This is a genomic window from Komarekiella delphini-convector SJRDD-AB1 (assembly GCF_014831675.1).
Lineage (GTDB): Bacteria > Cyanobacteriota > Cyanobacteriia > Cyanobacteriales > Nostocaceae > Komarekiella.
In genome coordinates, this window is sequence record NZ_VJXY01000047.1 from 36,233 (window position 1) to 59,042 (window position 22,810).

Here is a 22,810-nt window from a genome sequence, read left to right on the forward strand (position 1 = left end):
CTCACGTTAAGATTGAATCAGCAATTACCTGTCGAGTTGGTGAACTTGGATGCTCTAGCAGCGCAGTCACTAGCGCTGCATAAATCATCAGAATGCCCAATCCCGCACCTTCCATCAAGTATTCGGGATAATGTTTCCGTAGTGTCTGCATCATAATAATTCGTAATTCGTAATTACTATTGTTCTTAATCTTTGTTCTCTAAGCTGACTTCTTGTCGCCCATATTTCAAAACAGTTGACATCCAAACTAACTCGTCCATAAATCTTGACATACGCCGGATATAGGTTGGTTTGTCAATTAAATTGCCTGATTCATCAAATAGTTTTTGAACGTTGCTAAAGTTGAGGTCATAAAAAATAGTTACTAACCCCAATTCCCGCATCACAGGTAAGAGATTTTGGATTACTCTGGTACCACCAAAGGAACCTGCTGAAACGCCACACAATCCGACGGCTTTATGAATGTATTCTTTAAGGCAGGTGTCAAGTACGTGTTTGAGTAAACCTGGATAACCGTGGTTATATTCTGGTGCAACGATGATTAATCCATCTGCTCGTTCTATAGTTGTAGAAAACTGAGGATCTTTGATTGATTCGCCTGCATCATCTGTAGCGATCGCCATATTTCTAATATCGATTAGTTCGGTTTCTAGGCGATCGCGTGCTGTAATTTGCTCAACGAGAAATTTAGCAACATATTCGCTTTGGCGACCTTGACGAGGAGTACCGAGGATAACTGGAATAAATAAAGATGAATCTGACATCATTGTTTTATTGTTCTTGATAGTTCCACAGTAGTCCACCATCCACAAAAAAAGTACTACCTGTAATGTAGTCAGCATCAGCAGAAGCTAGAAATGCCACTAAGGAAGCAACATCTTGTGGTTGACCCAAGCGACCAAGCGGAATATTTTGTAATAGTGCGCCTAACTTTTCTGGATTATTCAACAGCTTGGTATTAATAGGAGTTTTTATTGCTCCTGGCGCAACATTATTAATTGTGATCCCCAAAGCACCTAACTCAACTGCTAAGTTGCGGGTGAGCATTTTTATCCCACCTTTGCTAGCACAGTATGCAATAAAATTTGGAAATGGTAGTTCTTCATGCACTGAACTAATATTAATAATCTTTTCAGTCTGCTTTACTGAAATCAAATGTTGAACAAAGGCTTGAGTGGCAAAGAACACACCCTTTAAGTTAACATTCATCACAGCGTTATAATCTGCTTCTGTGACATCCCAAAATGCTGCATGTTTTTCAATACCAGCATTATTTACCAGAATATCCAATTTGCCAAAATGATTGATGCTTTCTGCAATTAGTTGACGCACCTCATCAATACTACCCAAATCTGCCTGAAGCGTGTAACCATGTGATTTGGCACAATCAGCCAGATGGCAATTACCACCAATAGCTTCTACCCTTGCTAAGGTTTCTTCTGCTCCTTCTGGGTGAGAGCGATAGTTAATCACAACATTTGCCCCTGCTTGAGCCAGACGCAGGACTATTCCCTGTCCAATTCCTTGACTACTACCAGTTACTAAGGCAACTTTACCATCTAGTTTCATAGATTTTATCCTTATGAATTCTGCTTATTATTTGATTAATTTTTAAATACTTAAATTGGCAGCACCAAAAGTAGCATTAAACTTACGACACCAGATAGCGGCAGATTTGTAGTCTGCTAAATTGATCTTGTTAGGAATGGAATAAGTTTGAGCGCCACTATATTTTTGTAAGGGAGCCAGGATTATATATTCTCCCTTTTTTAAGGGATAGGATGGTGGCTTGGTTGAATTAATGACGTTATCTGAACGATGCAAAATTACTACCAAATCTGGCCCCAATTCAGAGGTTTTAAATGACTGCTCAAGCTCTAAAAATGATTTGCCATTTTTGTTAGTAATACGGATTGTTCCTTGAGTTGGATGTTCTCCAGAAACAAAACTGCCTGACTTGATAACAGTTGAAGCTTGAGATTGTGCTGATGGCTTGGTCGAAGCTGAAGACACGGGCATAGATGCACTCACAGCCGCAGGACTTTCATGGGACTGCTTATTTGATATTTCTTTGACACAGCTAACTATGACAAAAGAAAACAAACTCAAAAGTAATAAGTGTTTGATTTTCATGTAATGCATCAATTAATGATAGAACTTTTGGCTTTAACTTTAAACTTATTTTACTGGATTAATTAGTCTAATCATTATAGATATCTAAGAATTAATAGCTAGAAAAATGATATTTTGTTGAGATAATTCTTATATAATTCTCAGCATATTTTAAACTTTTTGCCTATCATGGTGTTGCATCATAAGGTATGAATAAAGGGTGGTGAAACAGGGAGCATCCACTTTTGGAAGAAACACTAGGCGATTGGAAATCGCGGCTACACAAACAAAGTCCGCCTGCGCGGACTATCTTAAAACCCACGCAGGTGGGTTTAGTTTGTATAGCCCCAGACTTCAGTCTGTTCGCGCAGCGTGCGCCTTAGCGCAGGGCTATTTGCCGAAAGTGGATGCTCCCGTTGAAACATGAATTGTCCTTATGTTATTTTAAAATCGTAGAAATGCTGAAATACTCTGTTCGATTATTGCTTCATTACTTGAAGTATCGTTCTATCCCTATGTTTAGTTAATTCATACCGCAATCACCAACGCCGAAATTTGTTAATTACTCAACTGCTTGCACTGAGCTTTGTCGAAGTGTCCCCCATTCTGTTTTTGCTTTTACAAAAATACGATTAGTGGACGTTTCACAATTAACCCGGACATCCTCCCATCATCAAGCTGAGTACAGCTATGGTGAGGGTCTCCTGGAGGTCTCTAGATGAAAAAAATGAGGAGTATTTCGGCTTCTCTATTTGGGGACAATTAGTTATTAACCCGGAAGAACTAATGCCACAGCGTTTTTTTATTACACTCGATACTTATGAAGATAAATGGCAAGGATGTTTAACGATAGGGCAACACAGCTATCTGTGGTCAAGTGCTGATGCAGGTGATGCCCATTTAGTAGATACGGAACCAAGTGAGACTTTAGAAGAGGCAATTTCAGCACTCAAGGCGAAAATAGTAGATCTGTTGGGAGCTTTTTCGGCAGTTTGAAGCCCCACCGTTCTACTTAGCAAACTCAGTAGCGATTTCATCGGTCTTAGCTGCCATAATGAAATCGTTGCGATGCAGTCCTTGAATCGCGTGTGTCCACCAAGTAACTGTTACCTTGCCCCATTCGGTCAGCAAAGCAGGGTGATGTCCTTGTTTGTCAGCCTCTTCACCCACTCGTTGAGTAAAGGCTAGTGCTGTTTGAAAATCAGGAAACTTGTATACGCACTGTAAATGTGACTCACCATTTTCCTTAATCATCTTCCAATTGGGTATTTGAGGCTGAAGTTCAGCAATTTCCGTCTCAGTTACCGGCGGCGAATCACCACTACAGGGAACGCAAGTTTTTTGTGGTAGAGCTTCCAAAGTTCAATACTCCTTCACGAGCAACAATTTCAATTGAGCGTGCTGAATCAGTAGTGGTTAGAGTTATTTGGTGCGATCGCCTGTTTTTCCCTAAAACTAAAAGCTGTTAACAAGTTATTGACCGCTGTGATGCGGTTTTATATAGTTTACTCCGCTGCTTGGATGCTATTGCAATGAAAATAACAATTTTTGTATAGTTATTTATTCTATTTACTGACACATGTTTGCAGGATAAACATATCCTTCAACTCTTGCGAAAGTATACCCTGCTTGTCTAGCACTCTGAGCACCTACACTAGTAGCAGTAGTAAAGTTATCTCCTCTTTGATCACTCCAGTATAAATTTAAAGGAATTGTGTTACTTTTCTTCTTAGGATAAACGTACCCTTCGGTTCTGGCAAAAGTATACCCTGCTTGTCTAGCACTCTGAGCACCTGCACTAGTAGCAGTAGTAAAGTTATCTCCTCTTTGATCACTCCAGTATAAATTTAAAGGAATTGTATCTGGGTGCTGTTTAGAGAAGACACATGCTTCAACTCGCACATAATTATATCCAGCCTCCACAGCACTGTTACCACCTTCTGGAGTGGCAGTTACAAAGTTATCTTCCCTTTGATGACTCCAATACAATTCTAGTGGTACTAACTCTTGTGCATTTACTGAATTAGTAAGCATGGGAGTCAAAGGAAGACTAAAATAAATAGCAAAAAATACGTTTCTAGCTAAAAAAATAAACATTTAATTTTTTCTTAGTTTCTCAAATAAATTATTTTATAATTTGCTGTATAAGCTGTATAAATAGATAGATAAAAATCTAAATTTCATAATGATATTAAAAGTATTTTAAGGCTTTGTTCAAATTCTAAATTTAAGTTTTTAATAAAATACTAAAAAAATTAATTTTCGGTACTTGTTAAGAATCAACTTTTTTAATCTTTGTCCTGTAAATTATTATGAGAAAGTGTTTGAGAAGTTTCAATGTCATCTGAACACTTATATAGCTTCTATTTCTTATAACGAATACCCAACACAAAATATTCCAAAACTAGCAAAAAAAATTTTAAGGCTTTCAGGATAGAGTTATTATGCCTTTGTAGTTGTTTGGCAAAAATAGTAATTTTAACTACCAGTACTTATTTTTCTAAGTTTAAAGATTTGAAGTAATTACAAAGTCTACATTGCACTTTAAGCAAGGTAAACTAACGGTATTAAGTTTATTCTTGTTCTAAATCTAACGCTTCATCTAATACTGCGTTCGTAAATTTTATACTTACCCTTTTCGTTGAAGTGAAAAGTCAACCTTGCGAGTGATCGCAAAGTGCCAAATTCAAGACTCTAATCATACGACCCAAACAGACCTTGCGATACGCGAAGCGTCAAGCCTCGGGCTTATCGCAGCTTAGTTTTCATACCTTTTTTGCGGTGACGTGTACTTAGAGGATGAATAGCGATCACCTATACCCGCTGCAACATCTGTAACTGTGCGGCGACCATACATAAAGGAGAGTAGTGATCGCGGTACTTTATGACCAAAATGAAACGCTGATTATATAAATGCTAGACAGCAACTTGAATTAAGCTAGGCTTGTCCTCAAAAATATCTATTTCATCTGGACAAAGTACTTTAGTTTTCATTTGTTGCAAGTCATACAACACGATTTTGGCATCCTCAGTATTAAATTTATAGTACTCAGTTAAACTCCCTATTGGATGATTAAAATCTCGATAGCGGTGTTTAAAATACAGTTCAATATTCCCTCTATGCTCCCAAGTTCCTAATACTTTAATAGCAGCACTCGAATAATGAGTAAGTAAATCCATCTTTACTTCTGCTATCCGCATGGTAACGGGTCTTTGGGTTACTCCTATCTTGTGCAGATTTCCAATATTAGTTTGAATCTCTAAAAAATAGAGTGTACAGGATAAGATGCGTTGGAGTTGAGCGCGATAGAGTTTTAAATCGGTGAGTCGGTATGCCAAATCTGGGGCGTTTTTGTATTTGGCATGTTCAAAAGCTAGCTCCAGCTTTAGCAGCTTTTTCAGTAATAGTGGTTCTTGCACTTCGTTGAATTGTCTTAACTCTAGTGCTTTGACAGGAATTTTACCTAAATTACTGAATTCATATTCGGGTGGAGTTAAGTATATATTTTTTCTCAACATTCCTGCTTTGAGTAACCCTGGAGTAACTAAGTAGGAACTAATAGAATAATTTTTGGCTCCGTACTCCTTCCAGAGTAGTTTTAACTGTGCTAAATCCTTGCCAGATAGCTGAATATTGAAATTGTCATAAAGTGGTAGAGTAGGAAATTCTTTGTTAGCTATGGGGCGGCAGGTTTGTTCATCGTGAGCAAAATGATGCTCTTTAACTTTACCTTTTTTAGCGGTTAAACCACCATGACAATAAGGACACTGAAGCGAAGTCTTACCTCTGGTGATATCTTCAATACATACCAATATCCCATCTTCATTTACACCATATTTTAGCCACATTGCCACACCATTATGAATAGTTAAAGTTGCTCCTACAAGTGTGCTTCAACTTTTCAAAAATGTATCTATCTTCTGGATTATTGTAATGTTGATTTGAAGAAAGAATATAAGTGCAATGAAGTCAAGCGTAGGCATCGCTTGATCGTCGCTCCTCATCTCTTGAGAACAAGTGTAGCTTGTATGAATGGATACCCAAAAATTTCTTAGAGGAAAGAAGGAAAGTGAAGGCGTTGGCGATCGCTCCTTTTACCCCAGAACTGGGAGGGGCGATCGCTTTCTCCCAGTTCTGAAAGCTGCTGTACATTAACTGATTAAATGTTGATGACAAATTAGTGCTGCTCTCTATGAAACAAGAAATTTGGATTTTTTATCAAAATGAACCTGGAATGCCAGGGTGCGTAATAGGAACTTTTAGCACTCCTGAAAAGGCGATGACCTGCAAAGCTATTAGAGGTAAAATTGGGTTTAATCAATGGGATAAGAAGGAAGAATATTGGATTTGCAAGCCGCTCGATAAAGAATACTATTTCTCAGTTGAACCATCAACTATTGATGCGTTAGTTGATGGTTAGTTGGTACATCTGATGGCTTGTCTTGAGCTTTTGCGCCTGGGCCATCAGCTGGGGTGCAAGGAGAAGAGGGGAATAGTGCTAAAACGGTCTGGTATTGAAATTAATTCCTTGCCGACCACTTGGAAAGCGCTAAATCAACCAGTGATTCTAGGGAATCAGGATTTGGAATTAACACTTATAAAGAGTTAATTCCTACAGGAGAAAATGATTTATAAGAAAGGCTCCAATACAAATTTCTAGGTCTTTGTTCTCGTGGCATGGCATCCCATTCAGATTGCAGTCTCATCCGGCCAAAACCCTCTGGTATATGACCAGCATAGGTTACAACAGCACGATCCATCCACAGCCTCATTCTGCCAACCACTTGTCTTCTTTGCGTAAATAATAATGAGCTTGGAGTAGCAGGGCGGCCGCATCATGTCAATAAGGCTATTCTATTCTCAATAGACTCCAAACTAATGTCATTAATCTCTGTTTATTAACAAATATTTTAGCGATCGCTTTGAGACTTGGAAAATAAATCAGAGGAGAAATACCGATTTTTTCGTTGGTTCTTAATCTTGGTTGCGATCAAGAGTACTTTAGATGCGTTTGCCCTGGACAGTCGCTTTGTTTGTTCGTATTGCATTGGTGAAGCCAATTCATCTCAAAACTCTCCAGCTTACCATAAAATAATTCTGCAAGTGGTCTATTATAATCAAAGCTATGCTACTTTTGAGGCTTTATGCTTACGTTTCATCCATAATCCGATAGCGCCAGCAACAGCAGTACCGCCAAGAGTAAAAGGCTCAGGAACGACTGGAGTCCTTTCTACAGAAATACTTTTGAGTGCAAAACGTCCATCTAAACCTGAATCATTAGTCTGATCACCAAAGGCGATTATACCGTTTGTTTGGAAATTACTACGTTGTAAAGCAAGCATGTTATCAACAAATATTTTAGCCTGACCATTATTTTCTACAGTCAGACGATACGTACGAAATTCTTTCGTAGTATCTAGAGCGAATGAATCAGTTTCATCGCCCCAACCAATACTATCTTCATCAAAATAGATCATCTGACTCCTATCAATAACAGAGCCAAAACCAAGATCATTGTAACTAGGTAAAAAAGCAATACCTGCATCATAGGTATTGTGTTTTTCAGAAACAGCGATTACTTTTAATGAAAATTCAATAAAGTTAATGGAGTAGCGAGTCATTTTCTCCATCCCCACATCACGGTAAAACAATGTGAACTGACCAGAGGGAACACCAGGAGGTGAAGATATTCCAATCGTATTTACTGTCAAGACTTTACCATCAGTAGAAACATCTGGTGGTAAGCCAAAATCTGTTACAGAGTTCCATCCCTGTTCGCTTGGTAGTAATTCACCATCAAGAAATAACTCAGCAGCTTTTGCTTCTTGGTGTGCAGTAGCTAACATTAAGTAAATAAGAGTGGAACCTGTTAGTACTTTTAAAATTTGAGTTAACAAGAAGGAACCTAAATTCAGCATATACTTGGCTCTATACCTCTTAATATTTAAAAGTTGGCGAAAGCAATATCTGATGTGGGGTGGGGAACATTCACTAACTTTTTAGCCTATAAGCTAGAACGCAAAGGTGGGAAGTTAATTGAGATTCATCGGCGGTTCCCCAGTTCCAAACTCTGCTCTAATTGTTTTTATCAAATTAGTGAGTTGCCTCTGGATGTCCGTGAATGGACTTGTCCAAACTGCAATACTCGCCATGAGCGTGATGGAAACGCATCCATCAATATTAGAGCAGAAGGTATCAGAATGTTAAAGGCGGAAGGTTCAGCCGTCTCTGCTGTAGGAGGGGATATAAGTCCTGGCCTTGGGCGAAAGCCCAAGTTTAGGCACTCCCCCGTGATTACAGAACCTCAGACTTCAGCCCTAGGCAAGTCTGGGTAGTTCACGAGTCAATATTTAGATGCGTTTGTCCTGCTACGGATAGAGATTGCTGCTGCTGTTTTTGATTCTTTTTGATAGCCGCAGCAACTGACCCCGTTCTTAATTGGAGTATGTGCTGAGCAAGCTCGGATTGAGTCAGCAAATGCAATATGGCTGGAGTACAACAAGGACAAAACAAAGGTTCAAGGGGAAGCATGACTATTACTGTCTCAGATTTGTATGTTGAGTTAGGTAATCATGGCGTACTAACGACACTAGTATGTGTAACGAACTAATTCAGGGAACTCTTGCCAATCTTCTCGTTTTTCGTGATGAGTTTAAAAGCTAAAATTCCACTATTCAACCGAATAGATAGCTAAAGTGTCGCAAATCTCATTGATCTATTCAATTCAGAGGTAGTAGTCGCACCAACTGCCATTACTTGAGACCATTCACTGACGCGGTTGTTATCTAAGACAGCTCGCACTCGATAACTAAGCTGAATTTTATGCATTAACAAGATTAAATCACGGTTGAGTAATCCTTGTGATTTTTGGTTTTCATTAGATGCAGCTTGTATACGAAAGCAGCGATCGCTTTGACGTTTCAACTTTGGAGATTTCCCTTCCACAAGCACCGTTTGTAGTTCGTACTCTTTAGCTTCAGGATATGGTTCCCAGCAAAGTTGCCAGTAAGTTGACCAGCGAATTAAGTCTGATGGTAATTCCTCGACCTCATCCGACAATGTAGAAACAAGTCCGGTGACTGGAGGTTGTACAACTTGAGGCTGATTTGAGGTGATTTCAGCAGCTATAGATGAACTGTCATCAACACCTAGTATCAGTCCGAATATCAAAGTGAACAGCACAATCAATCGTAGGCATTGTAATTGCACCGACAATATTTTCCGATTCATCATGATGCAAAAGTCAGTTGCTTACCACTCAACAGGCAAAATCAGGTTGCCGTTGTCGGCATAGATTGTTCGAGAACGGATATGCGTTCTGGGAGCTACTGTAGAGTTGAAGACTGCGCTTCTTTGCCCAATTGCTGATCTGTTACCAATGCTGGCGCGGAATATAACAGAGTTCGGCCCTAGCCCTACAGCATCACCTATGCTAGTTTCAGGGCCATTAGCAACACCATTGACAACCTGCCTACCGCCATGAACTAGAGCACGAGGCCCATAACCAATACCATTACCAAGAGTCAAACTAGTGGTTTCTAATGCGTGAAAGACAACATCGTTTGCCATCCCAGCAATTTGTCCAACATTAAAAGGTTCACCCTCATCAGCACGCAGCGAAATTCTATTAGCTAGTTTGTTGTTGAGTGTTGCTAAAGAATCTTGGAAAGTAAGATTACCGATAATGCGGTTACGATAGTTCGGATCACGAGTTGGACTTCCACCTATCTGCGGCAGATCTCCAGAATTAAAGAAGGTGACGGGAGCATAATTAATTCCAGTTACGTTTGTCAAGTCTGCCCTAGCTAAATCTGTGTAACCTTTGGCAAATGCTTCATTAACTTCAATAATGCCTTCCATTAATGCAACGTCTGCTTGTGTCAGGTTGACTACTTTCCCCAAACTGCCGCTAGTAGCTTGTAGATTAGTTGTGACGTTTTTACCGGGCAGGACAACTTTACCAGCGGGTAAGGTAACACCAGGGCCAACTCGCGCGAGAAAGTTGACTACTGTGTTTCTTTCTATAGTTGCACCATCTATTTCACAGTTGAAGGCGAGAAAAGTCTCTGAAACAGTGTTGCTAAACTGAGTATTGGTAACTGGGTCAGTAAAAGGCCCTGTGGAACCTTGAGTACCAATTTTAGCTGCACCTTTGACAATGGCCATGTGTGCCATAATGACACGCTCGCCAATCTCCACTCCTGTTCCCGAAGCTGTGATTTTCACTTGGTCTTGAGCATTAGAATCTGCTGCAATGCTAATGGGGGCATTAGTAGCGTTCAACTCGGCAAATGGAGCAACGTAGACTTTTTCGCCCAAGGTAATATTTGTGGGATTGGTGATTGTTGCTGTTGGGTCAACAAAACTAGCTGACTCGGAAGGTGCGGTACTTGGGCATATAGGTAGGTTTCCCACAGTTGGATTACACGTTCCTCCAGCAGCTACTGCAGGTTGTATATATATCTGTGTGCTGATGGCAAACGCTAGGATAATTGCAGTTAAAGCACTAAAAATTGTGCGAGGTTTGAACATAGAAAGAAAAGTCCTCACGGGTTATGGAATATTTAGCTATGGGATAATCTGCGTTAATGAATGCGAGATATGTTGAGGCGATGTCTGACGACAAGACGCAGAGCGTCTACGCAGGCTGAGAAATTACCAAAGATTACACTGCAACAGCCTCTATTGAGACTCTTTTTAGGTATGAGACAAAGAATTAACCGCCCCAAAAACCTGCCAAATTGAAGAATATTTGTAAGACAACTGATAATAAAAAGCCTAAAAGCGGCACTGAAATTGTCGTTGTTGCTCCAGCAACCGCATCATTGTAGACAGTTTCCCAAGCATCTGGCCCAGTTGTGGACTGTCCATATACTTTAGTACTCACAGCTAACGTTAAGCTAAGTACACTTAAACCAGCTAGTATTACGCGACGTTTCAACATTATTCCTTGTTACCTAATAGTTCGCCAAATTTATTGAGTCAGGTAAAGCGAAAAGGTACAGGACGTACTTAAACTTTTCAATTTACCTAACTTAATAACTTTCAAATTGAATCAAGTACAAATTGCTACATACAGCAATTAACAGTTCATTGTAATCTTATTTGCTGTTTAACACTAGAGTTTTAGGTATTGAAAAAATTTATGGAAATAATAAAAATAGTATTAAATTTATAATGAAAAACTGTGTTAAAAAAATAGATGATTTAATCAAAAAAATCATCTATCTTAAAGAATTAAAATTAAATTAGATTAATTGCTGCTAGTAAAAGATAATCAATATAGGTATAAGTAAATAAGTAATTTCAATTCTATCTTTAGGGGGATGATATTTAAGCTGTATGCTAAATAGCAGTTTGGAGAAGATAATAGACATCGATATGGTAATCTTATTTGATTTAACTCATGTAACATTTGCAATTCAACACTTACGTTCCCCCTACCGTTGCCATACCCTGTTTTGAGAACTGCGATGGCTGCGCCAACGCCAAGGGCGAACGCTACAGCTTTGGAGTAATTAGATTGCTGGTAGTAAAGCAATTCATCTATGGCGCTACTTTTTCTTTGAACAGCTTCCCAGCAGAAAATACCGACACTTTGGTAGCCGGAATAATCATTGGCTCATTGGTTTTGAGATTACGTCCCTCGCGCTGAGAGCGTTCGCGTCGCTCGAAACAAGAACGAGGATTAATTGCAACTAGCAGTAAAAGAAACGAGCGTTTCCTATTGCAGATGTTTCTTCAGTTCAGCCGTCGCTTGAATAAAAAGCGAACGGGTTGCTGGCAGTTCAGCTAACGCATTCAATAATCCGAAGTCATGAATCATGCCATTATAGCGCACAGTGGTTACGCTGACTCCTGCTTCATCGAGCTTGCGTCCATAGGCTTCGCCTTCATCCCTCAAAATATCGCTTTCTGCAACTTGAATTAACGCTGTTGGCAATCCTTTCAATTGCTCAACCGTCGCCTGTAGGGGAGAAGCATAAATATCTTTGCGCTTTTCTGGGTCAGCGATGTACATATCATACATCCACTTCATCAAAGGTGTAGTCAGAAAACGCTTCTCGCCAAATTGATGGTAGGAATCCGTTTCAAAATCAGCGTCTACGATTGGCCACATCATGATTTGCAGCTTAATGTGTGGCCCTCCTTTCGCTTTCGCCATCAAGGTGGTTACAGCCGTCATGTTGCCACCAACACTGTTGCCAACGACTGCTAGATTTTTGCCGTCCACCCCAATCTCTTCACCATGTTCAGCAACCCATTTGGTCGCGGCAAAAATCTCATTGATCGCTTGTGGATACTGAGCATCTGGCGTGCGCGTGTAATTGACAAAGACCGCCACAAACCCTGAAAGTACGACAAGATCGCGAACCATGCGCTTGTGCGTTGGATAATCGCCCAGCACCCAACCGCCGCCATGAATAAACATGAAAACAGGCAATGTGCCTTTGACACCTTCAGGTCGCACAATGTTTAGCTTGATCGGATAACCGTCAGCGGTAATCGTCTTCTCAGATTCGTCAATGCCTGAAACATCCACTTTAACGGCAGCCTGTGCATTCACTAGCACTTGACGCGCTTCGAGTGGAGGTAATGTTTCTAAAAGCGAACCATTTCCTGAATTCAATAATTTCAAAAACGCCTTCACTTCCCTGGAAAGACGCGGATCGTCCGCGACTTTCACTGCTTGCGAGTTTGCTCGACTAATCATAAGCCCCCCTTGGATTTATAGATGGTGGATAATTTGTTGAAATGGCACTGTCAAGCCAGTTAACTTGACAATGAGCGCTTCCACTGTTTCACAGCGCCTCAAAGTGATTACCTAAAAGGTACAACTACACAGCTAATTACTCAATTTTTTGTCAGAAAAAGTGTTCAAGGGATTATTCCATCTCCATATTCCGACTCCAAAAGATTTAACAATTTCTCTTCCACAGCAGTTAGATAAGGACGATTCAGTTTCCCCAACGACTGCAACAGATTTTTGACTGTCTCCTCCAGTGAGTCGGAATACACTCGACTAATGCGTAGGCGTAGCCCGCCGCAGGCATCGCTAATCTTTTGCATCTGTTGACACTCCTAGGGCAGGTAGTTGAATGACTTCAGGTGTTGCAGCCCAATCGTGTACTCGTCATCCCAAACCCTTACGGTGCAACTAAACTCGTTTACTGCGCTAACAATTGCCCAACACCCACCTTTGCCTCTGAGTTTTGAATTGTCCTTTGCAAGAATCTGGTACACTTCGCCCAACTGGTAGGTATTGGGTAGAATTGCATAAACATTTTCTAGTATAACTGAGGGTTATTTTTCTTCACATTAGAGAAGTTTAAATAGTCAGAATTCAAAAAAATTCTAATATTAACTGTTGCTCAAAAATAGCCAGACAAAAAGATAATATGATTAATTGATTCAGCAAATAACTAATTGCTGACTTATCCTCATTAATTTTGTTTTATTCTAAGCTTTTAAAGCTAATTCATATATGAAGTTTAGTTTGTACTTCAGTTTAAGGAACTACCAGTTGGTATAGTTGTTTTGTCCCTAACGGTGTTAACACTGTAGCTTCTAGTTTGCGGTTAGAAGGTAAAGGAACAGTAATATCAAACCTGCCATTTGAATTAACATTTTGAGGCTGTTGATTAATTAACAGTAGATTTACCGGATCAACAGTACCAACAATCTGGACTTGTCTATCTCTAGCTAGAAGTTGAGTAACATTCAAACGAGTATCTTCTCGCAAAGGAACTGCTGCTGAGGGTGGTTGTCCTGGGATAGTCAGATTTTGAAATCCAGCTTTTACCAGCACTGTTTGTCCTTGAGCAGAGGTAGCTACTGCTCCTTTCTTAGTTCCAACCCCCATTTTTCCGTCATTTTGAACGCTCACGCCAAACTCAGTTCCTCTGACTCCAGCAACTCCAGCCGGGGTTTTAATTTCTACACGAGAGGCATTATGAGTTAGGGGACGAACTTGTAAGTTTACTTGGCCAGACAGAACTTGTAATTCTGTAATGCGTTGGCCTTTATTACCTGTTTCCAGCTTTTGTACGGTTATAGTTGTGTTTTCAGCAACTTTAACGAAACCCGTACCTCTATCAATTCCCAAGACTACACTAGAAGCTTGTTTAGTGGTGATGGTATCACCGACTGATTTTAATCGCATTCCATTGTGAACTGGTTGAGATGTTTGTCCACGGGAATAAATAACTTGTCCCGTGGGGCGGCGTACTTCTAGCCACTGATCGCTCTTTACCCTCAGTGGATCAGCCGCTAAAGCATGAAAAGCAATAACTAACCCTACCATAACCACCATCAAACCTGCCCACCAAGCTTTCATAAAACCTTCTACCTTTACTCAATGGAAATAGACGACTCTTGCATCTAAACCGTGGGATCTCAACACAGAAGACAAACATTCCGCTTCATACCTATTTGCAGATCCTCCAGCATAGACATAAGTACCAAGCCTATGCTGTGCTAAAAATGCGTCGGTAACATAGCGTCTGACAACATTTAATAACTGCTCTGATTGACCGGGAACAACTACTACATAAGGATGATTTGGTACTTTTCCAATGACGATAACATCACTCTGTCGGAAACTATTAACAGAATTGCTAACTTCTAGCAAGCTTTGAGAAATACATGGGGATGGTTGTGTCCAACCCTTACATAACAGGGTATTCCATAATATAGTTGTAACTATTCCGGCAATTAGATATCTATTCACTTATTTTTAGATAGTTAGGGTATATTTATATCCTGATTTTCCTAATTTTTCACCAATTAAAAACTGTTAGTCTAAGGTCAACATAATTCGTAATTGATAATACTTCGACTGCGCGGCAGTTGAGCGTAGTCGAAACTCAGTACAAGTTCGTAATTCGTAGTTACCATCAGTGGGGGCAAAAAAGCGCCACTGTCACAGAAAAGTTGCCTGCGGAGGGAAACCCTAGAGCAGAACTTTTCGCGCTCTTGAAGACCACTGAATTAAAAATTCAGTCGGGGCTATGACACGAAGTAATTACGAATTACGAATTACGAATTAGTAATTATTTGGTCAAAGAGCTTTTGCGAATGCTCGCTCTTAAAACATATCAACAGTTAGACAAGCTATTACAAATGCCCTCAATGCAGTCATTAAAAAAGATATTATTGAGATGGTTGTACTCACTGCTTTTACTATATTGCACCCAACGAAGAACCGCTATATATGACTAATGTAAAATTTTCAAATTTCTAGTATCGCTTTTCAATACTTATCTGTTGAATTCATTGGGCTTTTCATCTCAGTTACAGAATAAATCACCGTCAGTTTTCGCCTTCCTTGCAATGTTAATTCTTTTAATTTTTGTGTACCAAAATTATCTTTGACTAGCTGGTGTGTTGTCTCACTAACTAAGATGTTATTAGGATTACCTTCTGGCGTATTTTTATTAAGTTGTTCCAAACGAGCAGCAATATTGACAGCATCTCCTAATACAGAATAGTCTAATCGTTGAGAGCCGCCAATACTACCAGCAACTACTAAGCCTGTATGAATACCGATACCAATTTGAATTGGATGTTGACCAAGCTGTTCGAGTTCTTTATTTAATAGTATTAATCTTTCCTGCATAGCTATGGCCGCAGAGACGGCATTAATGGCATCTTGCTGAATTTCTTCGGCTTGGGTGTGGGGAAAGGGAATGCCAAAAACAGCCATAACGGCATCACCAATGTATTTATCAATTACTCCATGATGCTTGTGAACACATTCAGCCATTGCCCCCAAATAAATGTTTAACCAGTTGAGTAACTCTCGTGGTTTCATACCTTCAGAAATTGTGGTAAAGCTGCGGATATCGCTAAATAAAACCGTTACTACCATTTCTTTGGCATCTAGTTGGCCATTTTGGAAAATTTCGGTGCGATTTTGCCAGATTAATCTGGCTGTATCCTGAGAAACGTGACTAGCAAATAAACTCATTAATTGTTGTTTTTCTCTTTGTTCTTGCCACTGCACACTTAACCCAGCTAAGAGAATAGTTCCAATGGGTGCAGCAGTGGGTAACAAAAGATTAGTGGTTGCCAGGGCTAATACTGATAAACTAAACCAAATGAGGGGTAGTAGTCCTAATAACAGAATTCGTTGGTAAAATTTTTGGGGAGTTAGTATTATGGTTATCGTAATACTGACAGTAAGTAGTAGCAAAAGTTCAAATTGCCAAGGTAATCTTCGCAGAAATCGCTGGTTGAGTAGATTATCCAGGACTGCGGCGTGTATATAAATACCAGAAGTGGGTACTGTTTGCGGGAAGGGAGTTTTGAGAGGATCGTTTGTACCAGTAGCTGTTAACCCAACTAAGACAATTTTGTTTTTAAGTTTGGCTATATCTATTTTTTTCTGTAAAACATCGGCAAAGGAGTAGGTGGGGATTTTCTCTGTTGGTTCTACCCAGTTAATCCAGACGGATTTTTTGCTCATTCCTGATTGCAGAGATGGAATGGTAATTAGGGATTTTTGGTTTTTATTTGTGTTTGCTGTGAAGGTGTGCTGCACAGTATTGTTGTATGTTTCTAGTAACTTAATACCCAGAGAAGGGACTCGATCAATGTAGAGAAAAAATTGTCTAGTGATGCCGTCAAAATCAGCATTATTAACTATATGTCCTTTGCTAGTGACACCATCTAAAATTGCCACAGGATGCAGGGTTTGTTGCTGTAGACTAGGGGCAACCGCTAAGACAACTGTACCATTAATTGCCATTGCTTCTGCTAGTTCAGCATCATAATTTGTGGGTTCAGTAAAAAGAATATCAAAGCCGATCGCTGTGGGAGGGGTAGCCTCTAGTGTTTCTAATAATTGTATATAGCGATCGCGTGACAAGGGGAACTGCCCATATTGTTGTAATGTGCGATCGTCAATACCAATTACTGCTATGCGTTGATCCCAACTAGAATGCGGTAGATAGTTACGGGTGCGGAATATTAAATTAAATCCTAATAATTCCAAACTATTCCAAGCACTTACCTGCCATAAACTAACTGATAAGAATGTAGTCAGCATCCCAGGAAAAAGTGGATATTTTTCTAAGATAGAGTTTTTAAGGGATTTATAAGTATTTCTTAGAGATTGTACCTGGAAATTTAAAGCCATTTTATGAGAGTCTCGTCAGAGATGCATTTGTCGAAAAATTGAGTCTAAAACCCCGTGCTTCTAGCGAGGATATTGCTAATGTTGTTAGAAATTGAATATCATTTAATATTTGCTGATATGTTTCGTTGTTATTTTTCTGAACTCGCTGGTATAGCTGTTTTTCAAATTGAGAGCGTCTAATTAAATTAAGCAGAATTGCCAAAGCCATTGGTACGGTAGCATAGATTATTTGTCCACTAGCAATCACTATGGTAGAGCCAGCTAGAACAGTAAAGATTGATATATTTTCTGAAATTTCGAGGAGTCGATGTTTATTCATAACTACTCTCCCTTAATAATTTTCATTGTTTTTGTACCCAGGAATAGGAAAATTAGATATTCGCCTACACAGATTTTGAGCCAGTGAACACTCATACCAAAACTGAGCCAGAAACTAATTCGACAAATACTTAACCAAAAAATCCTGCCCTTGAGCGCCCATCTCTTCCAACATCGCCTCCATATTGCTATATTATTTGCTACATATTAACTATGCGAAATAGCGCCTTATAACAGTGAATATCCTTAAAATGTGTTTTTATAGTAAAATTTACTGCTTGAGTGAAGGAGATTTTTTTCAAGTGATGTTGAACTTGAATTTTTAGAGTAAAAGTTGTTAGGGGAGTGCGATGCGATCGCTCTTGACTCGTCGCTATATCTCTACGCACTTCATTATCCCTACCAATAAAACAAAATCCCCGTACTTAATCGGCGGGGACTGTGGCTTTCTCTAAGCCGTTTTACTAATACAAATGTACTATATATGGTGGCGAAAGACAAGCGATCGCATAATAACATCAGTCAAGCAAGAAGCACAGTTACACTATCGTTAAAACTCAAAAACCTAGCTATTATGACCGGGTTCGAGTTGAGGTATGTCCCCGTGGTTTAGTTATATAAGTTCATTATGGTTGCTTGTCTGATAATTACTACAACTAGTGCATTAAGCGATTTCGGAATTATGTGCGATCGCAGATCATCTGCACCTGCTGATACTCCTGCGGCAGATAGTTGAACGACTTAAGATGCTTCAATCCAACCGTCAGTTCTCCACCCTAAGTTCTCACAGTGCAACTAAAGTCATTCACGTTATCCCTACTGGAATATCAAGGTGTAAGATGCCATCAGCTCCAATATGAGAATATAACTTGATACTTTGCATCGCTCTGCTTTTCCGACTAACTAATCTACTATTACTTGTTCTATTAAAGCAGCGATACGCTCGTACTCTTGCTGCACCACAGAAAAGGGCAATCGATTTAATCTGCTCTCTAGCACTATCGGAACTCCATCTGGAAATTGGGTAATATGTGATAACCACCAAGTATCACTTGTAATACGAGAGTGGGTATCCTGCCGTCCATCATTGTCTGAGATGTGAATTTCTAAAAGCCTCTCTGGTGAAAGTCCCAACCATTGATTCAAAGCTACTCCACTTTTATGATGCCAAATATTGAGATGTGCCAAGTCAATAACTATCTTAACTTGAGGAGCATCTTGGCAAAATTGGGCAACTTCAGAAGCATTGTCCAAAAGGTTTTCAACAGTAATATTTGGGAGTGTAGGATACATTGTTTCTACACCAAGAGTTATGCCTCGCGCTAGTCAAAGTTGGTGAAGAAAATGAACGTTTTTGAGAAATGTTGCGTATGCTTGGTCACGATTAGCTGTACTTGGAAAATTCCCTCCATGCACTGAGTAAGCTGTAATATTCATACTTGCTAAGTAGTCCGTCAATCTCTGAAAGTAGTTCCAATCTTGCGGCTGCGCTAGGTTAAAAGGATGATGGCGATCGCTCCAAACAAAAGCATGATGCGCTCGATAGACTATTCCCAGTTGTCTAAAATCTAATATCGCTTGTACTGCATCAGCATCAGGTCGAGGGCCAATAGCCAGTTCAATATGCCGGATTCCTGCTTCCCAAAAAACCGTTAATGCCTTATACCAATTCTGTATAAAGATGCGCTCAACTATATAAATCAAAAACGAACCGCCAAGTACGCCAAGTATACCTTCTCTGCGAAAGGCTTCGCCAACGCGGAGCGTCTCATTGGCGCAGCTTCACAAAGAAACGGTATTACGGGTTAACACTCCTCCATAGGCTGATAAACTTAGATATAACTCATCAGTCCTCCGGTGTTGATGAATACTCAAAAATTGCAGTTCTGGGCTTCAGGGCAAGGATTTTGGTGGAATACCCTATTAATATGCTGATTTCAGTCGCTAACTGCTGCTTTTGTTCCTGGATATATTCCATATTTCTCAATAAATCTTCTACTTCCCCTGAAATATAGTAGTCAATTTGTTCTTTTGTAGAAGTTTCACTACACTCGTTCACGTTATATATGCGTTTATCCCTCTTCTGTCACTCTCCGAAATCAACAAGCAGTAAATACAATAAATTATGCAGAGGAATAAAAGGATTTGAAGCCATTCATAGCACTAATAAGTTGGTTAAATCCGAGCAACAAATTGGAATTGGGGAAAACATCAAGCCAGGGATAAATCAACCAAAAGAGTAAAAGTGGTTGGACAATTAAGCGCAGATTATTGAGAGTATTCTTCCACCCGGTTTGATGATTCCATTGCTGATGCACAGTGAAATCAACTGAACTGTTTTCTGGTCTGTCAAGTGGAATTTGATGAGATTGACTTAAGGATACAAACGCTGGAGAGTGTAAACTAATCATGGTATAAACACAAAAAATAATTTCCCACCATCTCTCAACATGCTGAAAATCAGTAAACCGATAATCTGTCCAACCTAATTCCTGTTTACACTGGCGAAAACCATATTCTACCCACGTTCTTAATCCATAAAGGTCGCCGAAAGTTTTCTTGAGCTTTCCTTGAATATTGGTCATGACAAAAGAAGTAGAATTCTCTGGCATTGTTTCTGGGTCTGTAGTTAATTCCCAGTAAGTTATATCTCTTCGCTTACCATAAATTATTTCTCTAATGTATCTAGTCTCTGAGTTCTGGCTACTAAATGTTCTGGTAAATTTACACCACTTATTCGCCCTAACCTTCTGATTGGCTGGCAACCAGACTGCATGATTACTTCTAATCGCTACCACATAAACTAAGTTATATGCTGCTAACTTTCTTATAAATTGGCTACTCTCACCCTTCGGGTTCGCAGTCGCTTCAAGTCGGCAAAGCCGCCCAACGCGCTGCTCACCATATAAACTGTCTGCCAATACTAATTCAATATTAAAGCCCAAATCTATTAATTCTGTAATTATTTCTGTCGCTAATTCTATCTTTGTCTTATATTTGTCTTCTGCTTTTAGCGTCCCTTGCGGTTTGAATACTTTGAACAGTAGCGGGAATGTTATGTTATCGTATACTCCGTAGGCATTGACTGAAACTATCCCATTATCTATTTTCCCCACACTTCCTAAATATTGTCTGGCTACGTAATCAGTTTTTTTACCTTTTTTCCTATCTCCTGTTTCATCGATGACTACGGTAATTGCTTTTCCATCTAATTCTCTCCTGATTTTCTCTAATCTTCGACTTCTTAACTTCTTTACTGACCACTCTGAATTGGCGATAAAATGATGTAATGATTGGGCGGAGTTTATGCTTACAAATGAGCGCTATTTCTGGTAATGATTTTCTTTTGAGCGTTGAGATTATTCCTAAATGGAAATATTTCAAGCACTCATAATTTCTTACTTCTTTGAATATGTCTCTGTACTCCTGACAATATTCATCTATGACTCCTACTGTCGGGTGGGCATCTCGACGTAAATGTTTGAGGATTTGTAATTCTACATCCATTGCCCTACTTGCCTAAAGAGAGTTTTTTCTTCTAATCCTTTTATTCAGAATACTCGGAAAGTGACAGAAGAGGGATAAGTTGGTCTAGATTCAGCCATCCGGCAATTGCTCTCAAAATACTTTCACGCTGCAATTTACCGCCGCTAAAATGATACATTTCCTCAAACGCAAACAGCGCGATTACTCTGCCCAAACCCTCACTGGGTCGGCAATGCATCACGCTACTAATAGTCGAGGAGAATCTAGTTATCATCAAAGGCTTGTAGTATTTGTAATTAAGACTTATATATAATACAGTCGTAGTATGTGTTTGTCTACTACATAGTTCTGGGGGAAGCCAATTCTCTTTTTTATTAAGTAGGGTTTATACTTTTCCACATTCTAGCTAGAGTCATAGCAATCGGCTTAGTAACTTCGTCATCAGTCCAATACCCATTGTGTGAGAAAGGTGTTCAGTTCGTGAGGATGTTGCCAGAATTGACTTCTACATCTTCTTTAACAGCTGCTTTGTACTCTTCATTTATTGCCTTAATAGGAAATCCAAGAACATCGTCTCTGTCATAAAAGTTAATCCATTCACCTTTTAAGTTTGGATAATGGTTTGAAAGTTTAGGAGAAGGAATTGTAATTGGTGTACCAAAATCAGTGAAACGTAGTCTCCACAAAGCAATTTGGCTACCGAGTGTGTAATACAGTGCTAATGTTTCCCTTTCTTCTAAAGAAGTGTTGCCAACTTATATCCGCATAACCTCGTTTTGGAGATCCCAAACATAGTTACTTGTTATAACTGAACCAAGACTATGCCCAATAATGCATAGTTGAGCTTTGCTGCCAGCTTTTTGAGCTAATTCTTTCAAAGTGTCAGCAATCACTTGATGTACTTGATCATATATCTCTCTATGTTTAGGAGTAATTTGGTAGCCAATACTATCTGCGAAAGAATGAATAATAAAATCACGTAGACCCCAGGGATTGCTGAGTTTTTTAAGCTCTAGTCTTCTTGATAGCTCATCCTCAAGATTTTGAAGAATGGGGGCCCAGTATATAACTTCAATCTCTAACTTTGAATCTATTTGTTGTTCATCTTCTCCTAACAGTTCTGAAACCTGAGACTTCAGCTTTCGTGCTATGCCTCCAGCAAACTTCTCAGGATTATCTTTGTTTTTAAATTTAGGACTGGCTTTACCAATGCCATGTATAACAGCTACTGCAATTTTGTTTGACACTATAGTATTCCTTTGAATATTTCATCTTTAACTGTTAGCTGCTTGGTAATTTAAGTGTTAGCCAAGACCTAATCGCCATTCAATCCTATCTGCCCAATCTGGAAAGTCAATTAGTGGATTCCGGTTTCCTTGCTTCTCAAAGATAGCCATATTTCTGTGTTTTTCATACTTAGTGGGTGGCTCATTTTCATGCCAGTTTAACAAGGTTCTAAGCCGACTCTCTTCAAACTCGCTGTGGCTAATTTCTCCTGGATAACGCAGTAAGAAATACAAGGTTGCACAGGCTACTGCTCCTTTTCCTGCTGAAGGCTCAAACTTCGGCGTTGCTGAACCAAAATATGAATCATGTGATCGTCTTAAGCTTGCGGGCGCATAGCGCCCGCAGCGCCACTGAGCCATAATTAAGATAATATATTACCAATCGAATAGAATGCTTAAGCATTTCTTCGGTTTTAGAGTAACAAAAAGTTCTCCGATGTAGTCGAGCAAGGTAATGCCTTAAACGGC

At 39.5% G+C, this 22,810-nt stretch carries 27 protein-coding genes and 5 pseudogenes; 4 read left to right on the forward strand and 28 right to left on the reverse strand.

Annotated features, from left to right (window positions below; translation table 11 throughout):
• Position 1: 1 nt before the first annotated feature.
• From FNW02_RS29300 to FNW02_RS29315, 4 genes are read right to left on the reverse strand one after another with little or no spacing between them, the layout of a single operon-like run.
• Positions 2-154 (reverse strand): hypothetical protein, encoded by a 153-nt coding sequence (locus FNW02_RS29300; RefSeq protein ID WP_191760974.1) that lies wholly within the window; start codon positions 152-154, stop codon positions 2-4.
• A gap of 31 nt (positions 155-185) precedes the next feature.
• Positions 186-767 (reverse strand): NADPH-dependent FMN reductase, encoded by a 582-nt coding sequence (locus FNW02_RS29305; protein ID WP_225225981.1) that lies wholly within the window; start codon positions 765-767, stop codon positions 186-188.
• A gap of 4 nt (positions 768-771) precedes the next feature.
• Positions 772-1,569 carry an SDR family NAD(P)-dependent oxidoreductase gene (locus FNW02_RS29310; RefSeq protein ID WP_191760975.1) on the reverse strand — a complete coding sequence of 266 codons (798 nt, stop codon included), beginning with the start codon at positions 1,567-1,569 and terminating at the stop codon, positions 772-774.
• Positions 1,570-1,611: 42 nt separating this feature from the next.
• Positions 1,612-2,133, reverse strand: a complete 522-nt coding sequence (locus FNW02_RS29315; RefSeq protein WP_191760976.1) for a DM13 domain-containing protein — start codon at positions 2,131-2,133, stop codon at positions 1,612-1,614.
• A gap of 401 nt (positions 2,134-2,534) precedes the next feature.
• Here FNW02_RS29315 and FNW02_RS39000 point away from each other — a divergent pair.
• Positions 2,535-2,639 (forward strand): annotated as a pseudogene (locus FNW02_RS39000) (IS1 family transposase); the annotation flags it as partial.
• Positions 2,640-2,802: 163 nt separating this feature from the next.
• A complete protein-coding gene (locus FNW02_RS29320; protein WP_225225982.1) occupies positions 2,803-3,108 on the forward strand; it encodes a hypothetical protein in 306 nt (101 codons plus the stop codon).
• Between the two features lie 12 nt (positions 3,109-3,120).
• Here FNW02_RS29320 and FNW02_RS29325 read toward each other — a convergent pair whose 3' ends face one another.
• The 4 genes from FNW02_RS29325 to FNW02_RS29340 all read right to left on the reverse strand — a co-directional run bounded on the left by FNW02_RS29325 (position 3,121) and on the right by FNW02_RS29340 (position 6,289).
• Complete coding sequence (locus FNW02_RS29325) at positions 3,121-3,471, reverse strand: 4a-hydroxytetrahydrobiopterin dehydratase (RefSeq protein ID WP_191760977.1); 351 nt, start codon at positions 3,469-3,471, stop codon at positions 3,121-3,123.
• Positions 3,472-3,681: 210 nt separating this feature from the next.
• Positions 3,682-4,209 (reverse strand): hypothetical protein, encoded by a 528-nt coding sequence (locus FNW02_RS29330; RefSeq protein WP_191760978.1) that lies wholly within the window; start codon positions 4,207-4,209, stop codon positions 3,682-3,684.
• 819 nt (positions 4,210-5,028) lie between these two features.
• Positions 5,029-5,961 (reverse strand): GIY-YIG nuclease family protein, encoded by a 933-nt coding sequence (locus FNW02_RS29335; protein ID WP_191760994.1) that lies wholly within the window; start codon positions 5,959-5,961, stop codon positions 5,029-5,031.
• A 121-nt stretch (positions 5,962-6,082) separates the two neighbouring features.
• The gene (locus tag FNW02_RS29340) at positions 6,083-6,289 is read right to left on the reverse strand and encodes a hypothetical protein (RefSeq protein ID WP_191760979.1); all 207 of its coding nucleotides are present in this window, start codon (positions 6,287-6,289) and stop codon (positions 6,083-6,085) included.
• A gap of 16 nt (positions 6,290-6,305) precedes the next feature.
• Between FNW02_RS29340 and FNW02_RS29345 the strand changes: the two genes are divergently transcribed.
• Positions 6,306-6,533, forward strand: a complete 228-nt coding sequence (locus FNW02_RS29345; RefSeq protein ID WP_191760980.1) for a hypothetical protein — start codon at positions 6,306-6,308, stop codon at positions 6,531-6,533.
• A 175-nt stretch (positions 6,534-6,708) separates the two neighbouring features.
• Here the strand turns inward: FNW02_RS29345 and FNW02_RS29350 are convergent, their stop codons facing one another.
• Both FNW02_RS29350 and FNW02_RS39005 read right to left on the reverse strand, forming a co-directional pair.
• On the reverse strand, positions 6,709-6,873 hold the full coding sequence (locus FNW02_RS29350; protein WP_191760981.1) for a hypothetical protein: 165 nt from the start codon (positions 6,871-6,873) through the stop codon (positions 6,709-6,711).
• Between the two features lie 363 nt (positions 6,874-7,236).
• Positions 7,237-8,031 carry a PEP-CTERM sorting domain-containing protein gene (locus tag FNW02_RS39005; RefSeq protein ID WP_225225983.1) on the reverse strand — a complete coding sequence of 265 codons (795 nt, stop codon included), beginning with the start codon at positions 8,029-8,031 and terminating at the stop codon, positions 7,237-7,239.
• Between the two features lie 30 nt (positions 8,032-8,061).
• Between FNW02_RS39005 and FNW02_RS29360 the strand changes: the two are divergent.
• Positions 8,062-8,448, forward strand: a pseudogene (locus FNW02_RS29360) (RNA-guided endonuclease InsQ/TnpB family protein); the annotation flags it as partial.
• 355 nt (positions 8,449-8,803) lie between these two features.
• Here the strand turns inward: FNW02_RS29360 and FNW02_RS29365 are convergent.
• The 18 genes and pseudogenes from FNW02_RS29365 to FNW02_RS40225 all read right to left on the reverse strand — a co-directional run.
• On the reverse strand, positions 8,804-9,346 hold the full coding sequence (locus FNW02_RS29365) for a hypothetical protein (protein ID WP_225225984.1): 543 nt from the start codon (positions 9,344-9,346) through the stop codon (positions 8,804-8,806).
• 18 nt (positions 9,347-9,364) lie between these two features.
• Entirely contained in the window at positions 9,365-10,645 is a 1,281-nt protein-coding gene (locus FNW02_RS29370) for an LbetaH domain-containing protein (protein ID WP_191760982.1), read from the reverse strand.
• Between the two features lie 184 nt (positions 10,646-10,829).
• Positions 10,830-11,057, reverse strand: coding sequence for a hypothetical protein (locus FNW02_RS29375; protein WP_162394059.1), 228 nt, complete (start codon positions 11,055-11,057; stop codon positions 10,830-10,832).
• Positions 11,058-11,659: 602 nt separating this feature from the next.
• Positions 11,660-11,788: pseudogene (locus FNW02_RS29380) on the reverse strand (HU family DNA-binding protein); the annotation flags it as partial.
• A 49-nt stretch (positions 11,789-11,837) separates the two neighbouring features.
• A complete protein-coding gene (locus tag FNW02_RS29385; RefSeq protein WP_191760983.1) occupies positions 11,838-12,827 on the reverse strand; it encodes an alpha/beta hydrolase in 990 nt (329 codons plus the stop codon).
• A gap of 164 nt (positions 12,828-12,991) precedes the next feature.
• The gene (locus FNW02_RS39010) at positions 12,992-13,183 is read right to left on the reverse strand and encodes a hypothetical protein (protein WP_225225985.1); all 192 of its coding nucleotides are present in this window, start codon (positions 13,181-13,183) and stop codon (positions 12,992-12,994) included.
• Between the two features lie 439 nt (positions 13,184-13,622).
• Positions 13,623-14,450, reverse strand: coding sequence for a FecR family protein (locus FNW02_RS29395; protein ID WP_191760984.1), 828 nt, complete (start codon positions 14,448-14,450; stop codon positions 13,623-13,625).
• 18 nt (positions 14,451-14,468) lie between these two features.
• Positions 14,469-14,843, reverse strand: coding sequence for a hypothetical protein (locus FNW02_RS29400; protein WP_191760985.1), 375 nt, complete (start codon positions 14,841-14,843; stop codon positions 14,469-14,471).
• A gap of 522 nt (positions 14,844-15,365) precedes the next feature.
• Positions 15,366-17,252 carry a CHASE2 domain-containing protein gene (locus tag FNW02_RS29405; protein ID WP_191760986.1) on the reverse strand — a complete coding sequence of 629 codons (1,887 nt, stop codon included), beginning with the start codon at positions 17,250-17,252 and terminating at the stop codon, positions 15,366-15,368.
• Position 17,253: 1 nt separating this feature from the next.
• Positions 17,254-17,571: a hypothetical protein gene (locus tag FNW02_RS29410; protein ID WP_191760987.1), complete on the reverse strand. Its 318-nt coding sequence runs from the start codon at positions 17,569-17,571 to the stop codon at positions 17,254-17,256.
• Between the two features lie 902 nt (positions 17,572-18,473).
• Positions 18,474-18,863 (reverse strand): hypothetical protein, encoded by a 390-nt coding sequence (locus tag FNW02_RS39015; RefSeq protein WP_225225986.1) that lies wholly within the window; start codon positions 18,861-18,863, stop codon positions 18,474-18,476.
• Positions 18,864-18,896: 33 nt separating this feature from the next.
• Entirely contained in the window at positions 18,897-19,274 is a 378-nt protein-coding gene (locus tag FNW02_RS39020) for a hypothetical protein (protein ID WP_225225987.1), read from the reverse strand.
• A 142-nt stretch (positions 19,275-19,416) separates the two neighbouring features.
• On the reverse strand, positions 19,417-19,629 hold the full coding sequence (locus FNW02_RS29420) for a hypothetical protein (RefSeq protein WP_191760988.1): 213 nt from the start codon (positions 19,627-19,629) through the stop codon (positions 19,417-19,419).
• 64 nt (positions 19,630-19,693) lie between these two features.
• Positions 19,694-21,077: pseudogene (locus FNW02_RS29425) on the reverse strand (IS701 family transposase).
• A gap of 452 nt (positions 21,078-21,529) precedes the next feature.
• The gene (locus FNW02_RS39025) at positions 21,530-21,742 is read right to left on the reverse strand and encodes a hypothetical protein (protein WP_225225988.1); all 213 of its coding nucleotides are present in this window, start codon (positions 21,740-21,742) and stop codon (positions 21,530-21,532) included.
• A gap of 69 nt (positions 21,743-21,811) precedes the next feature.
• Positions 21,812-22,303, reverse strand: a complete 492-nt coding sequence (locus FNW02_RS39030) for a hypothetical protein (protein WP_225225989.1) — start codon at positions 22,301-22,303, stop codon at positions 21,812-21,814.
• A gap of 57 nt (positions 22,304-22,360) precedes the next feature.
• A complete protein-coding gene (locus FNW02_RS29435) occupies positions 22,361-22,702 on the reverse strand; it encodes an endonuclease (protein WP_191760989.1) in 342 nt (113 codons plus the stop codon).
• Positions 22,647-22,810, reverse strand: a pseudogene (locus tag FNW02_RS40225) (IS1 family transposase); the annotation flags it as partial. The gene FNW02_RS29435 and the pseudogene FNW02_RS40225, both read right to left, overlap by 56 nt.

Excerpts from the sequence above, each read along its gene's own strand:
- FNW02_RS29300 (WP_191760974.1), bottom strand. The coding sequence starts at position 154 with ATGATGCAGACACTACGGAAACATTATCCCGAATACTTGATGGAAGGT.
- FNW02_RS29305 (WP_225225981.1), bottom strand. The coding sequence starts at position 767 with ATGATGTCAGATTCATCTTTATTTATTCCAGTTATCCTCGGTACTCCT.
- FNW02_RS29310 (WP_191760975.1), bottom strand. The coding sequence starts at position 1,569 with ATGAAACTAGATGGTAAAGTTGCCTTAGTAACTGGTAGTAGTCAAGGA.
- FNW02_RS29315 (WP_191760976.1), bottom strand. The coding sequence starts at position 2,133 with ATGAAAATCAAACACTTATTACTTTTGAGTTTGTTTTCTTTTGTCATA.
- FNW02_RS29320 (WP_225225982.1), top strand. The coding sequence starts at position 2,803 with ATGGTGAGGGTCTCCTGGAGGTCTCTAGATGAAAAAAATGAGGAGTAT.
- FNW02_RS29330 (WP_191760978.1), bottom strand. The coding sequence starts at position 4,209 with ATGTTTATTTTTTTAGCTAGAAACGTATTTTTTGCTATTTATTTTAGT.
- FNW02_RS29335 (WP_191760994.1), bottom strand. The coding sequence starts at position 5,961 with ATGTGGCTAAAATATGGTGTAAATGAAGATGGGATATTGGTATGTATT.
- FNW02_RS29345 (WP_191760980.1), top strand. The coding sequence starts at position 6,306 with ATGAAACAAGAAATTTGGATTTTTTATCAAAATGAACCTGGAATGCCA.
- FNW02_RS29350 (WP_191760981.1), bottom strand. The coding sequence starts at position 6,873 with ATGGATCGTGCTGTTGTAACCTATGCTGGTCATATACCAGAGGGTTTT.
- FNW02_RS39005 (WP_225225983.1), bottom strand. The coding sequence starts at position 8,031 with ATGCTGAATTTAGGTTCCTTCTTGTTAACTCAAATTTTAAAAGTACTA.
- FNW02_RS29365 (WP_225225984.1), bottom strand. The coding sequence starts at position 9,346 with ATGATGAATCGGAAAATATTGTCGGTGCAATTACAATGCCTACGATTG.
- FNW02_RS29370 (WP_191760982.1), bottom strand. The coding sequence starts at position 10,645 with ATGTTCAAACCTCGCACAATTTTTAGTGCTTTAACTGCAATTATCCTA.
- FNW02_RS29375 (WP_162394059.1), bottom strand. The coding sequence starts at position 11,057 with ATGTTGAAACGTCGCGTAATACTAGCTGGTTTAAGTGTACTTAGCTTA.
- FNW02_RS29385 (WP_191760983.1), bottom strand. The coding sequence starts at position 12,827 with ATGATTAGTCGAGCAAACTCGCAAGCAGTGAAAGTCGCGGACGATCCG.
- FNW02_RS39010 (WP_225225985.1), bottom strand. The coding sequence starts at position 13,183 with ATGCAAAAGATTAGCGATGCCTGCGGCGGGCTACGCCTACGCATTAGT.
- FNW02_RS29395 (WP_191760984.1), bottom strand. The coding sequence starts at position 14,450 with ATGAAAGCTTGGTGGGCAGGTTTGATGGTGGTTATGGTAGGGTTAGTT.
- FNW02_RS29405 (WP_191760986.1), bottom strand. The coding sequence starts at position 17,252 with ATGGCTTTAAATTTCCAGGTACAATCTCTAAGAAATACTTATAAATCC.
- FNW02_RS29410 (WP_191760987.1), bottom strand. The coding sequence starts at position 17,571 with ATGAATAAACATCGACTCCTCGAAATTTCAGAAAATATATCAATCTTT.
- FNW02_RS39015 (WP_225225986.1), bottom strand. The coding sequence starts at position 18,863 with ATGTATCCTACACTCCCAAATATTACTGTTGAAAACCTTTTGGACAAT.
- FNW02_RS29435 (WP_191760989.1), bottom strand. The coding sequence starts at position 22,702 with ATGGCTCAGTGGCGCTGCGGGCGCTATGCGCCCGCAAGCTTAAGACGA.